Source organism: Halopseudomonas oceani (genome assembly GCF_002903165.1).
In the GTDB taxonomy this organism is placed as follows: Bacteria; Pseudomonadota; Gammaproteobacteria; order Pseudomonadales; family Pseudomonadaceae; genus Halopseudomonas; species Halopseudomonas oceani.
In genome coordinates, this window is the sequence record NZ_PPSK01000026.1 from 20,454 (window position 1) to 32,957 (window position 12,504).

Annotated in this window: 18 protein-coding genes; 10 read left to right on the forward strand and 8 right to left on the reverse strand. The window is 59.3% G+C overall.

What is annotated here, in order from left to right:
* Positions 1 to 5: 5 nt before the first annotated feature.
* Genes hisG through C1949_RS17700 form a run of 8 tightly spaced genes read right to left on the reverse strand, consistent with a single transcriptional unit; the run spans position 6 to position 5,299 of the window.
* Positions 6 to 647, reverse strand: coding sequence for an ATP phosphoribosyltransferase (gene hisG / locus C1949_RS17665; RefSeq protein ID WP_104739739.1), 642 nt, complete (start codon positions 645 to 647; stop codon positions 6 to 8).
* A gap of 12 nt (positions 648 to 659) precedes the next feature.
* Positions 660 to 1,925 (reverse strand): UDP-N-acetylglucosamine 1-carboxyvinyltransferase, encoded by a 1,266-nt coding sequence (gene murA, locus C1949_RS17670; protein WP_104739740.1) that lies wholly within the window; start codon positions 1,923 to 1,925, stop codon positions 660 to 662.
* Positions 1,926 to 1,946: 21 nt separating this feature from the next.
* Positions 1,947 to 2,186: a BolA family protein gene (locus C1949_RS17675; protein ID WP_104739741.1), complete on the reverse strand. Its 240-nt coding sequence runs from the start codon at positions 2,184 to 2,186 to the stop codon at positions 1,947 to 1,949.
* A 47-nt stretch (positions 2,187 to 2,233) separates the two neighbouring features.
* Positions 2,234 to 2,554, reverse strand: a complete 321-nt coding sequence (locus tag C1949_RS17680) for an STAS domain-containing protein (protein WP_170063112.1) — start codon at positions 2,552 to 2,554, stop codon at positions 2,234 to 2,236.
* The gene (locus C1949_RS17685) at positions 2,551 to 3,192 is read right to left on the reverse strand and encodes an MlaC/ttg2D family ABC transporter substrate-binding protein (protein WP_104739743.1); all 642 of its coding nucleotides are present in this window, start codon (positions 3,190 to 3,192) and stop codon (positions 2,551 to 2,553) included. The genes C1949_RS17680 and C1949_RS17685 overlap by 4 nt, the downstream gene beginning before the upstream one ends.
* Before the next feature lie 28 nt (positions 3,193 to 3,220).
* Positions 3,221 to 3,685: an outer membrane lipid asymmetry maintenance protein MlaD gene (mlaD, locus tag C1949_RS17690; protein WP_104739744.1), complete on the reverse strand. Its 465-nt coding sequence runs from the start codon at positions 3,683 to 3,685 to the stop codon at positions 3,221 to 3,223.
* A gap of 19 nt (positions 3,686 to 3,704) precedes the next feature.
* On the reverse strand, positions 3,705 to 4,484 hold the full coding sequence (gene mlaE, locus C1949_RS17695; RefSeq protein WP_373289809.1) for a lipid asymmetry maintenance ABC transporter permease subunit MlaE: 780 nt from the start codon (positions 4,482 to 4,484) through the stop codon (positions 3,705 to 3,707).
* Entirely contained in the window at positions 4,481 to 5,299 is an 819-nt protein-coding gene (locus tag C1949_RS17700) for an ATP-binding cassette domain-containing protein (protein WP_104739746.1), read from the reverse strand. The genes mlaE and C1949_RS17700 overlap by 4 nt, the downstream gene beginning before the upstream one ends.
* 205 nt (positions 5,300 to 5,504) lie before the next feature.
* Between C1949_RS17700 and C1949_RS17705 the strand changes: the two genes are divergently transcribed.
* The 10 genes from C1949_RS17705 (at position 5,505) to C1949_RS17750 (ending at position 12,477) form a co-directional block, all read left to right on the forward strand.
* Positions 5,505 to 6,476 (forward strand): KpsF/GutQ family sugar-phosphate isomerase, encoded by a 972-nt coding sequence (locus C1949_RS17705; RefSeq protein ID WP_104739755.1) that lies wholly within the window; start codon positions 5,505 to 5,507, stop codon positions 6,474 to 6,476.
* Positions 6,477 to 6,484: 8 nt separating this feature from the next.
* Positions 6,485 to 7,006 (forward strand): KdsC family phosphatase, encoded by a 522-nt coding sequence (locus tag C1949_RS17710; RefSeq protein ID WP_104739756.1) that lies wholly within the window; start codon positions 6,485 to 6,487, stop codon positions 7,004 to 7,006.
* Complete coding sequence (gene lptC / locus C1949_RS17715; RefSeq protein WP_170063113.1) at positions 7,003 to 7,578, forward strand: LPS export ABC transporter periplasmic protein LptC; 576 nt, start codon at positions 7,003 to 7,005, stop codon at positions 7,576 to 7,578. The genes C1949_RS17710 and lptC overlap by 4 nt, the downstream gene beginning before the upstream one ends.
* A 46-nt stretch (positions 7,579 to 7,624) precedes the next feature.
* Positions 7,625 to 8,119 (forward strand): lipopolysaccharide transport periplasmic protein LptA, encoded by a 495-nt coding sequence (gene lptA, locus C1949_RS17720; RefSeq protein WP_244908267.1) that lies wholly within the window; start codon positions 7,625 to 7,627, stop codon positions 8,117 to 8,119.
* A complete protein-coding gene (gene lptB / locus C1949_RS17725) occupies positions 8,116 to 8,841 on the forward strand; it encodes an LPS export ABC transporter ATP-binding protein (RefSeq protein WP_104739749.1) in 726 nt (241 codons plus the stop codon). Before lptA ends, lptB begins: the two co-directional genes overlap by 4 nt.
* A gap of 93 nt (positions 8,842 to 8,934) precedes the next feature.
* A complete protein-coding gene (locus tag C1949_RS17730) occupies positions 8,935 to 10,434 on the forward strand; it encodes an RNA polymerase factor sigma-54 (protein WP_104739750.1) in 1,500 nt (499 codons plus the stop codon).
* 126 nt (positions 10,435 to 10,560) lie between these two features.
* Positions 10,561 to 10,869: a ribosome hibernation-promoting factor, HPF/YfiA family gene (hpf, locus tag C1949_RS17735; RefSeq protein WP_088273238.1), complete on the forward strand. Its 309-nt coding sequence runs from the start codon at positions 10,561 to 10,563 to the stop codon at positions 10,867 to 10,869.
* Positions 10,870 to 10,890: 21 nt separating this feature from the next.
* Positions 10,891 to 11,349 (forward strand): PTS IIA-like nitrogen regulatory protein PtsN, encoded by a 459-nt coding sequence (ptsN, locus tag C1949_RS17740; protein WP_104739751.1) that lies wholly within the window; start codon positions 10,891 to 10,893, stop codon positions 11,347 to 11,349.
* A 1-nt stretch (position 11,350) separates the two neighbouring features.
* On the forward strand, positions 11,351 to 12,205 hold the full coding sequence (gene rapZ, locus C1949_RS17745) for an RNase adapter RapZ (protein WP_104739752.1): 855 nt from the start codon (positions 11,351 to 11,353) through the stop codon (positions 12,203 to 12,205).
* Positions 12,205 to 12,477 carry an HPr family phosphocarrier protein gene (locus C1949_RS17750; RefSeq protein ID WP_104739753.1) on the forward strand — a complete coding sequence of 91 codons (273 nt, stop codon included), beginning with the start codon at positions 12,205 to 12,207 and terminating at the stop codon, positions 12,475 to 12,477. Before rapZ ends, C1949_RS17750 begins: the two co-directional genes overlap by 1 nt.
* Positions 12,478 to 12,504: the final 27 nt, after the last annotated feature.

Consider the following 12,504-nt stretch of genomic DNA (forward strand, 5'->3'; position numbering starts at 1 on the left):
TGGGGTCAGGCGTTGCGACGCTCTACCGCCTCGGCCAGTTGATCAATCAGTCGCTTGATGCGGGCATGTTTCATCTTCATCGAAGCCTTGTTGACGATCAAGCGTGAACTGATGTGAGCGATCAGTTCCTGCGGCTCCAGACCATTGGCCTTGAGCGTATTCCCGGTGTCGACCACATCGATGATCTTGTCAGCCAGACCAACCAGCGGCGCCAACTCCATGGAGCCGTACAGTTTGATGACGTCAACCTGACGGCCCTGCTCGGCGTAGTAACGCCGGGCGACATTGACGAACTTGGTCGCGACCTTCAGCCGACCTGTCGGCTCCGGTGCATCAACCGGACCAGCAGTCATCAGCTTGCAGACGGCAATTTTCAGATCCAGCGGCTCGTAGAGCCCCTGGCTGCCGTACTCCATCAGCACGTCTTTGCCGGCCACGCCCAGGTCAGCAGCACCGTGCTCAACGTAGGTCGGCACATCCGTCGCGCGCACAATCAGCAGGCGCACATTCGGATCAGTGGTCGGAAAAATCAGCTTACGGCTTTTCTCCAGATCCTCGGTCGGCTCGATGCCCGCCTCTTTCAGCAGCGGCAGGGTGTCGTCGAGAATGCGCCCCTTGGACAGGGCAATGGTCAGACTCTGGCTCATGAAAACTCTCTATCAGGCTGGGACCCGGCGAATGATACCGCCCAGGGCTTGCAGCTTCTCTTCAATGCATTCGTAACCGCGATCAATGTGGTAGATGCGATCAACCAGGGTGTCACCATCGGCAACCAGGCCTGCGATCACCAAGCTGGCCGAGGCGCGCAGGTCGGTCGCCATGACCGGTGCCGCTTTCAGGCGCTCGACGCCGGTCACGATGGCAGTGTTGCCCTCAACCAGAATACGCGCCCCCATGCGGTTCATTTCCTGAACGTGCATGAAGCGGTTCTCGAAAATGGTCTCGATCACGGTACCGGTGCCTTCAGCAACGGTGTTCATGGCCACGAACTGCGCCTGCATGTCGGTCGGGAACGCCGGATACGGAGCCGTCTTCAAGTTGACCGCGCGCGGACGATTACCCTTCATGTCCAGCTCGATCCAGTTCTTGCCAGTATCGATGTGGGCGCCCGCCTCTTCCAGCTTGAGCAGCACCGATTCAAGAATCGACGCGTCGGTGTCCTTCAGCTTGACCCGGCCACGAGTAGCGGCGGCGGCTACCAGGAAAGTACCCGTTTCGATGCGATCAGGCATGACCGAGTAACGCGCACCGTGCAGACGCTCAACACCGTGAACGATGATGGTATCGGTGCCATGACCGGTGATCTGCGCACCCATGGCGATCAGGCACTCGGCCAGGTCCACCACTTCAGGCTCGCGCGCGGCGTTTTCGATGACGGTCTTGCCCTTGGCCAGGGTCGCCGCCATCAGGATGTTCTCGGTACCGGTCACGGTCACGGTATCAAACAGGAAGTGAGCGCCACGCAGGCCACCTTCCGGCGCTGTTGCCTTGATATAACCATCTTCAACGATGATCGTTGCGCCCATCGCTTCCAGACCACGAATATGCAGGTCAACCGGACGCGAACCAATGGCGCAGCCGCCGGGCAGCGCCACTTCAGCCTTGCCGAAGTGGGCTACCATCGGGCCGAGAACCAGAATCGACGCACGCATGGTCTTGACCAGCTCATAGGGCGCCACCAGTGAGGTAATGCGGGTAGGATCGACTTCAACACCCAGGCGCTCGTCGATGACAGGCAGCACACCCATGCGGCCGAACAGCTCGATCATCGTGGTGATATCGTGCAGGTGCGGCAAGTTGGAAATGGTGACAGGTTCATCCGCCAGCAGCGTGGCGGCGAGGATCGGCAGGGCCGAGTTCTTGGCCCCGGAAATCCGGATTTCCCCATCCAGGCGATTGCCGCCGGTGATGATCAGTTTGTCCATACGCGGTACGTACTCCAGACCTCAGGCGCGCGACGCCCAGGCCTCCTGGGTGTAAAACTTCATGGTAACGGCGTGGATACGACCGTCGGCAATATAGTCATTGAGCAGGCTATATATCTGCTGCTGACGCTTGACCGGCGACAGTGCTGCCAGGGTGTCGCTGATCACGTTGAGCTGAAAGTTGCAGCCCTCGCCCTCGACCTCAACCCGGGCATCAGCCAGGCTGGATTCGATCAGCGCCTTTACTTCATTCGATTGCATTGCTGATTACTCCTTGCGGCGCCTCGCCGTAGCGGAACACCTGAACTCTAGTTGGCTTGCGCCCGTTCTACTCCGACCAGCCAGTCATCCAGCCCACAGACCCGGGCGATGCTTTGCAGGCCCGCAGGAACCTGGCGTAGCTGAAGCTGACGACCCTGCTGCTGACAGCAGTCGGCTATCCGCAAAATCAACGACAGGCCAACACTGTTGGCCTGTGTCACGTCAGACATATCGAGCACCAGCGGCCCCTGCTCCTGCCCTGCGATCTCCTCCAGCCTTGCCCGGAGCGCTGAAGCAGATTCAAAGTCAATCACCCCGGCGACACGAACAACGCCCTGGGCATCGGTCTGAACGCTGGCGTCACTCACTGCTGAACCTCTTGCGAGGCAACGTCGCGCGACTTGGCCACTACCGAGCCCCAGTTATCGATAACCGCATTGAGGTCGTTATTGTGTGTCTTCATTGCCTGAGCGAATTGATCCCGGAACAACAGACCGATGTTGATCCCCTCCACAATGACATTGCGCACTTTCCACTGGCCATTGATGTCCGTCATGGTGTAGGTGGCTGTGTAGACCTGACCATCGTTGGCCTTGACCTGCATGTCTACGCTGGCCCGATCCGGGCGCGGTTCGCGATTATTGGCCGGCAATACCGTGATTTCCCCACTCTTGAAGTCAAGCAGGGCGTTGCCGTAGAACTGCACCATGCTGCGCTTGAAGGTTTCGATAAAGCGCTGCATTTGCTCGTCTGTGGCACCACGACTGTAGCGCACCGTCATCACGCTGCGAGCGATACCGTCAAAGTCGACAACCGGTTCCAGCACTTCGTTAAGGCCCTGGGTAAAGGCTTCAACATCATTGCGATAGGTTTCACGGTTGGCGTCGAGCACGTCCATAACCTTGTGCGAGGTGTCTTCCACTACCTGCTGCGGAGTAGCAGACGCAAAGGCCAGCGCAGGCAGCAGCAGGCCAACAGCAAAAAGGGCATTAATCAGTGGGCGCATCGTGTATCTCCTGTGTGGCTGACCGGAATCAGTCTTCCTTGCTTACCGTATTGAGCAGGAACCGGCCGATCAGTTCCTCAAGCACCAATGCCGACTGGGTGTCGTAGATTTCGCTGCCATCAACCAACAGGTCATCTTCACCCCCCACCGAGATACCAACGTACTTCTCTCCCAGCAGACCGGCGGTCAGGATGGAAGCCGTGCTATCGGCAGGCAGCGTGTCGACGTCACTGTAAATAGCCATGTCGACCCGCGCACTGTAGCGATTCTTGTCAAACTCGATCGCGGTGACCTGACCAATGGTCACACCGGACATGGTGACTTTGGCGCGCGGCGTCAGGCCGGCCACATTGTCGAAGTAGGCATGCACGCTGTAGGTGCTGCTGGCGCTGCCTGGCGTCAACCCGGCCACACGCAGCGCCAGCACTGCCAGCGCCAGCACACCGGCCAGAATAAATACGCCGACAGTCAATTCCAGATTACGGGTACGCATTTGATGATTCCTTGGCTAATCAAAACATCAGGGCAGTGAGGATGAAGTCCAGCCCCAGCACTGCCAGCGACGCATAAACTACGGTGCGTGTGGTTGCGCGGCTGATGCCTTCTGAAGTGGGTTCGCAGTCATAGCCCTGAAATACCGCAATCCAGGTGACAACGAAGGCAAATACCACAGCCTTGATCAGGCCGTTAAGCACGTCATCGACGAACTCCACCGAATTCTGCATATTCGTCCAGTACGACCCGGAATACACGCCCAGCCAGTCGACTGCGACCATCGCGCCACCCCAGATGCCGACCACGCAGAACACCATCGCCAGCAGTGGCATCGAGATAAAGCCGGCCCACAGCCGAGGTGCAATCACATACTTGAGCGGGTCAACACCGATCATCTCCATACTGGACAACTGCTCGGTGGCCTTCATCAGGCCGATTTCGGCGGTCAGTGCAGAACCTGCGCGGCCAGCAAACAGCAGCGCCGTCACAACGGGGCCAAGCTCACGCAGCAACGTCAGGGCAACCATCTGCCCAACCGCCTGCTCGGAGCCGTAGCCAACCAGAATGTTGTAACCCTGCAGCGCCAGCACCATACCGATAAACAGACCAGAAACCACAATGATGGCCAGCGACAGCACACCGACCGAATGCAGCTGTTTGATCAGCAGCGCCCAGGCATTACCGAACCGCGCCCGGCCGAACAGAACATTAACGAGAAACAGCCCGGAGCGACCCAACGCTGTAATGGTGTCCAACCCGGCCCGGCCGAGCAGTACCAATCTGTCGACTGCACTCACGCGTCTTTCTCCGCTTGCATCAGATCCTTCAAGTAATCCTGGGCAGGAAAGTGGAATGGCACCGGACCATCGGGCTCACCCTGCATGAATTGGCGAATGCGTGGATTGTCAGAGTTCATCAACTCATCCGGCGTTCCCTGCCCCAGCACCTGCCCATCGCCAACCACATATAAATAGTCGGCAATGCTCGCGGTTTCGGCCAGGTCATGCGAAACAACAATACTGGTCAAGCCGAGCGCGTCGTTAAGCAGACGAATCAAGCGAACCAGCACCCCCATCGAGATCGGGTCCTGGCCGACGAAAGGCTCGTCATACATCATCAGCTCGGGATCGAGCGCAATCGCTCGCGCAAGCGCTACCCGCCGCTTCATGCCACCGGACAGTTCATCCGGCATCAGGTCACGCGCACCGCGCAAGCCGACTGCCTGCAGTTTGAGCAGGACAATGTCACGAATCATGTCTTCCGGCAGTTCGGTGTGAACGCGGAGCGGAAAAGCCACGTTCTCAAACACGTTCAGGTCGGTAAACAGCGCACCGCTCTGGAACAGCATCCCCATGTCCTGCCGGGCAGCGAACAGCTGCTCGCGTTCCAGTTCCGGGATGTTACGACCGTTCACCCAGATCGACCCACGCTCGGGTCGCAGCTGCGCACCGATCAGCCGGAGCAAGGTAGTCTTGCCACAGCCGGAGGGCCCCATGATGCCGGTAACCTTACCGCGGGGAATACGGATATCCACGCCATCAAAGATGACCCGCTGGCCGCGCCGAAAGGTCACGTCCTGCAGGTCTACGATGTAATCTGACACGTCGGTCATAGTGATATTCGGGCCTTTCCGGATACTGCCCAGACCTCGGGCAAACGAAGCCGCGTAATATACCAGTTCCCCGACGGCAGCCCAAGCCGGGAATCCCGCCGCTACCCAGAACCGGGTAGTGGTGCAACACAGTGGCGCAAGGCTGGTGAGTTACCTCAGACAAACCGCTATACTTGCGCGTTCAGTGACAACCGACGAACAGCACATGGCCGATTTTGACTACATCGCTTCCGCATCGCGCACCATCAGCATGGAGCGTGACGCGGTAGACTCACTGCTGCAGCGACTTGCAGAACCTTTCACCATTGCCTGCGACACCCTGCTGCAATGCCGCGGCCGTGTTGTTGTCACCGGCATGGGCAAGTCTGGTCATGTCGGCCGCAAGCTCGCCGCAACGCTGGCCAGTACCGGCACACCGGCATTCTTTGTCCACCCGGGCGAGGCCAGCCACGGCGACATGGGCATGATTACCGCTGAAGACGTTGTCATCGCGCTGTCCAACTCGGGCAATACCGCCGAAGTAGTCACGCTGCTGCCCCTGATCAAACGCCTCGGCGCACCACTGATCAGCATGACCGGCAACCCGCAGTCGACACTGGCTCTGGCCGCGGTTGCCAACCTGGATACGGGCGTCGAGCAGGAAGCCTGCCCACTAAATCTCGCGCCGACCTCCAGCACCACCACCGCGCTGGTAATGGGCGACGCGCTGGCAATCGCGCTGCTGGAGGCCCGTGGCTTCAGCGCCGAAGACTTTGCATTCTCGCACCCGGGCGGCAGCCTGGGTCGCCGCCTACTGCTGCTGGTTGATGACATCATGCATACCGGCGACACCATGCCGCTGGTTCCACCTGGCGCACCACTGCGTGACGCACTGCTGGAAATGACTCGCAAGGGGCTGGGACTTACCGGTGTTATCGGCGCAGACGGCCAACTGGCCGGCATCTTTACCGACGGCGACCTGCGTCGCAGCCTGGACCACAATATCGACTTCCAGAAGGCCAGCATCAGCGACGTAATGACCCGTCACTGCAAAACGGCCCGTAGTGGTATGCTCGCGGCTGAAGCCCTGAAAATCATGGAAGACGCCCGTATCAACGGCCTGTTTGTGGTTGATGCCGAGGGTCGACCAGTGGGCGCCCTAAACATGCATGACCTGCTTCGCGCTGGAGTAGTGTGAGTTTGAACATGGAAAAACTGATCGACCGTGCAAAAGCCATTCGCCTCGCCATCTTCGATGTTGACGGCGTATTGACCGACGGCCGCCTGTACTTCATGCCCGACGGCACCGAATTCAAGTCCTTCAACACACTGGATGGCCACGGCATAAAGATGCTGATCGCGTCCGGGGTGGAAGTCGCCATTATCAGCGGCCGCAAGTCACCACTGGTAGAACGTCGCGCAGCCAACCTTGGCATCAAGCACCTTATTCAAGGCCGCGAGGACAAGCTGACCGCGCTGGCAGAGCTGCGGGAAATCGTTCCCGTCGAAATGCAGGAAATCGCCTTCCTCGGCGACGACTTGCCCGACCTGCCGGTCATGCGCCGGGTTGGCCTGGGCATGGCCGTTGCCAGCGCAGATGGCTTCGTTCGCGAACATGCCCACGGCATCACCAGCGCAAGTGGCGGCGGCGGCGCAGCACGAGAGTTCTGCGAGCTGATCATGCGCGCGCAGGGAACCCTCGATCAGGCACAGGCAGCATACCTGTGAACCTCACGTTGCCGCGCTACCTGGTCGTTGGCCTGCTGCTGATTGCAGGAGCAGCACTGGCACTGGCAGTGGGCTACTGGAACATCAGCCCTGCCAGCTTCAAGTCTGGCGCGCCCCAACAACCTGTCGACCGGCCTGATTTCTATATCGACAATGCCCGCATCCAGATGCTCGACGAGCAGGGCAAGATCGCCTATCAACTGACTACCAGCCACGCCGTCCACCAGATCGACGACGGCAGTACGCACCTGGAAGACCCGGAGCTACTGTTCTATCGTGGCGGCGACCCGACGCCCTGGCTGCTCAAATCAAGACAAGGCGTAGTTACCCAGCGCGGTGACCGCGTTGATTTGACGACCGACGTGCTACTCAAGCAGAACAGCGCCGATGCCCGTCAACTGACAACCTCGGCGCTGACGCTGTTTCCCGGTCGCGACTACGCCGAAACCGATCAACCAGTTAAAATCGAAGCCGCTCGCAGTGTGACCACTGCCGAGGGCATGAAACTCTTTCTCAACGACGGCCGCCTGACGCTGCTGTCCACCGTACGAGGCCAATATGAGGTGCGTTAAACCCCTCCTTGCCCTGACGCTGGCACTCTGCCCGCTGAGTCACGTTATGGCGCTGCCCAGCGACAGCAGTCAACCCATTCGCATTCAAGCCAACGGGGCGACGCTTGACGACAAGCGTAATACTGCCGTGTACACCGGCAACGTCGTTATCACCCAAGGCAGCCTGCGTTTGACCGGCTCGCGCGTGACCCTGACGACCAACGCAAACGGTGAGCTGAACACCATGGTGACCCAGGGCGGCCCGGCTACCTATCAGCAGACTCCGGAAGCCAACAAGCCTCCAGTCAAGGCACGTGCAGAGACGATCGAGTACCACGCCGACCGCGAGACCATCGTCCTGATCAAGAACGCGTTCCTTGAGCAATCAGGCAACACCTTCCAGGGCGAGCATGTCAGCTATGACATCCAGCGTCAGGTGGTGGACGCCGGCCAGAGCAGCAGTGGCGCCAGCGGCAGCGAAGGCGGCGGGCGGATCGAGATCGTTATCCAGCCTCGCAGCCGTAGCGCCGAGACACCCAGCGAAGAGCCGGCAGCCCCATGACCACCCTGCAAGCGAGCCACCTGGCCAAGGCCTACAAGTCGCGCAAGGTCGTCCGCGATGTGTCCGTGTCAATCGACAGCGGCCAGGTCGTCGGCCTGCTCGGCCCCAACGGCGCCGGTAAAACCACCTGCTTCTACATGATCGTCGGTTTGGTCAAGGCTGACGAAGGCAAGGTGACTGTCAACGGCAAGGATGTCACCCGCCTGCCGATGCACGGCCGTGCCCGCGAAGGTATTGGCTACCTGCCACAGGAAGCATCGATTTTCCGCAAGTTGACCGTAGCGGAGAACATCATGGCGATTCTGGAAACCCGCAAGGATCTGAACCGTCAAGCCCGCGAAGGCAAACTTGAATCGCTACTGCGCGAGTTTCATATTCACCACCTCAGCGACAGCCGCGGCATGAGCCTGTCGGGTGGTGAAAGGCGACGCGCCGAGATCGCCCGCGCCCTGGCCACCGACCCCAGCTTCATTCTGCTGGACGAGCCCTTTGCCGGGGTAGATCCGATTTCGGTCAACGATATCAAACAGATCATCCAGCACCTGAAGGACAAGGGAATCGGTGTCCTGATCACCGACCACAATGTCCGAGAAACGCTGGATATCTGTGACAAGGCCTATATCGTCAACGACGGCCACATCATCGCCGAAGGCGACGCAGAGACCGTTCTGGCCGACCAGACAGTAAAAGATGTGTACCTCGGTCATGCCTTCCGGCTATAAAAGCACCCGCAACTCAGGCATGCTAGCGGGGAACGAGTCCGGTCCTCGTCCGGCACAGGGTCTGACCAAGCGCACAAGGTAATACGCGACACAATGAAACCATCGCTCGTCCTCAAGATGGGGCAGCAGCTGACGATGACACCGCAGCTGCAGCAAGCCATCAGACTGCTTCAGCTATCCAGCCTTGACCTCCAGCAGGAGGTGCAAGAGGCGCTGGAAGCCAATCCCATGCTGGAAATGGCAGACGACGGCGACGAAGACTACGGCAGCAGCAACGCGCAGGATAATGGCGATGATGACGCGCCGGCGGTCACCATGCCCGAACCGGTTTCCCTCGACTCCATTGAGCAACATGGCCAAGCCGACCAGGACACTAACTGGAACGAACAGATCCCCAACGAGTTGCCAGTCGACACCCAGTGGGAGGACGTCTATCAGACCTCGGCCAGCTCGCTGCCCAGCCAGGACGATGAAGACTGGGACTACACCTCGCGCACAGGCACCGGCGAAACCCTGCAAAGCCATCTCGAGTGGCAGCTGAACCTGCTGCCGGTGTCCGAAACCGATTACCAGATCGCAACTGCCTTGATCGACGGTATCAATGCCGACGGCTATCTTGAAGAGTCGCTCGACGACATTCTGGCCTCCCTGCCCGCAGAGCTGGAAGTCGAGCGGGATGAAGTTGAGATGGTCTTGCACCGCATTCAGCAGTTCGAGCCGGTTGGCGTTGGCGCACGTGATCTACGCGAATGCCTGCTACTGCAGATTCGTCAGCTGCCTGAGAATACTCCGATGCTGGAGCAGGCAACCCGAGTAGTGCGCGATCATCTGGAGCTGCTCGGCAGTCGCGACTTTACCCAACTGATGCGCCGCAGCAAGCTGAAGGAAGACCAGTTGCGCGATGTGGTCGCCCTGATTCAGACCCTCAACCCCCGCCCGGGCTCGGAAATCGCATCAGGCGAACCCGAGTACGTCATCCCGGACGTGATCGTCCGCCGTGACGCCAACCGCTGGCTGGTCGAGCTGAATCAGGAGGCCGTCCCCAAGGTTCGCGTCAACGGCCACTACGCATCTATGGTGCGGCGGGCCGATTCCAGCGACGACAACACCTACCTGCGCAATAATTTGCAAGAGGCGCGCTGGTTCATCAAGAGCCTGCAGAGCCGCAACGAAACATTGATGAAAGTGGCTACCCAGATCGTCGAGCACCAGCGCGGCTTCCTGGAACATGGCGAAGAAGCGATGAAGCCGCTGGTACTGCATGACATCGCCGAGGCGGTTGGCATGCACGAGTCGACCATTTCGCGGGTAACCACCCAAAAATACATGCACACACCGCGCGGCATCTTTGAGCTGAAGTACTTTTTCTCCAGCCATGTTGGCACCAGCGAAGGAGGTGAATTCTCCTCTACCGCTATCCGCGCACTGATCAAAAAGCTGGTCGCAGCAGAAAACCCAAAGAAACCATTGAGCGACAGCAAGATCGCTGGTTTACTTGAAGAACAGGGCATCGAAGTAGCCCGACGGACCATCGCAAAGTACCGCGAATCGCTCAACATCGCGCCATCGAGCGAACGCAAGCGACTGGTCTAGTACCTGCAGTGACAGCCCTCTGAAAGGGCCGTCCAACGCAGCAGATCCAGTTCAGGGATCAAGCAAGTGGCATTACCGGGTGACCGTGGGTCACCCAGCAACAACAAGCCAATCAGGAGACGCCGTATGCAACTGAACATTAGCGGTCACCAACTCGATATCACCGACGCACTGCGCGACTACGTCACCGAAAAAATGTCCCGCCTGGAGCGGCATTTCGACAAGATCACCAACGTCCAGGTCACCCTGGAGGTGGAAAAACTTCGACAGAAGGCCGAAGCTACCCTGCATATCGCAGGTGGCGAAGTGGTCGCACTGGCAGAACACTCCGACATGTACGCCGCCATTGACCTGCTGACCGACAAGCTGGATCGCCAACTGATCAAGCACAAGGAAAAGCACATCGACCGTCAGCAAGGCGCGAACGACCGATAACCGGACCTTCACTGCATCAACATGCAAATAGACCACATCCTGACCCCTGAACGCACCTTCGCTGGCGTTCAGGGCGGATCCAAAAAACGTGTGCTGGAGCTGATCGGCAAGCTGGTTGCCCAGCACACCAACCTGGATCCAGACGCCATTTACGAAAACCTCATCGCTCGAGAACGCTTGGGCTCCACCGGTTTCGGTAATGGCATCGCCATTCCCCATTGTCGTCTGGAGGACTGCCATCAGGCCATCGGAGCCCTGCTGCAGCTGGACGGCAAGATCGATTTCGACGCACTCGATGGCCAACCGGTCGACCTGATCTTTGTTCTTCTGGTCCCGCAGGAAGCCACCGAACAACATCTACAGATTCTCAAGATGCTGGCCAGCAAACTCGACAACGCCGAGTTACGAGATGCGCTGCGCGCAGCACCCGACGCGGACAACCTGTACCGTGTCATGGTCGGCCCCGGCGACGGAGGCTGACATGCGTCTGATTGTCGTCAGCGGCCGGTCCGGTTCAGGCAAAAGCACCGCTCTGCACCTGCTCGAAGACAACGGCTTCTACTGTATCGACAATCTGCCTGCCGGCCTGCTGCCGGAACTGGCTCGCCAGGCCCGCGAAAACGCCTTCAGCCTGCCAGAAGTGGCGATCAGTATTGATGCCCGCAACCTGCCTAATGACCTGGCCCGCTTTCCCGAACTGCTGCGCGACGTCCGCAACGCCGGCGTGCAGTGCGACGTGCTGTTTCTTGCCTCGCGCAACGACGTACTCATCAAGCGCTTCTCGGAGACCCGCCGCAAGCACCCGCTAACCGATGGCAATCTGTCACTCGGAGAAGCACTGGATCGCGAAGCGCTGCTGCTGCAACCGATCATCGACCTGGCAACCCTCAAGGTCGACACCAGTCACCTCAACCTTTATCAACTGCGCGACCACCTCAAACAACGCCTGCTCGGCACCAAGGGCAGCCAGCCGTCAGTGCTGATCCAGTCTTTCGGCTTCAAACGCGGCCTGCCCGTGGACGCAGACCTGGTATTTGACGTGCGCTGTCTGCCAAACCCGTACTGGCTACCGGACCTGCGCGCCTTTTCCGGCCGCGATACACCGGTCAGCGACTATCTGAGCAAGCAGCCTGAAGTGGAGGAGATGTATCAGGATATCTGTCAGTACCTGAAGAAATGGCTGCCGCGCTACGCCGCCAGTGAGCGCAGCTACATGACCATCGCCATCGGCTGCACCGGTGGGCATCACCGCTCGGTCTACATCGCCGAGCGCTTGGTGCGGGAACTGAGCGCCGGCACCCCAAACCTGCTGATACGACACCGCGACCTGCCCTGATGCCAAGCTCACGCGTTCTCATCATCAACAAACTGGGGCTGCATGCCCGTGCCGCCGCCAAGTTTGTTGGCATAGCCAACCAGTACGGCTGCAAGGTCAGTATAGGCCATGACGAAAACGATCAGGTTGACGGCAAGAGCATCATGCAGGTCATGATGCTGGCAGCTGGCAAAGGCACAGAGGTATGCGTCAACTGTGAAGGCGAGCAGGCAGACGAAGCCCTGCAAGCATTGCTGGACCTGATCAACGACTACTTTGGGGAAGGAGAGTAAACCCAGCCGCAAGCCGCAAGCCGCAAG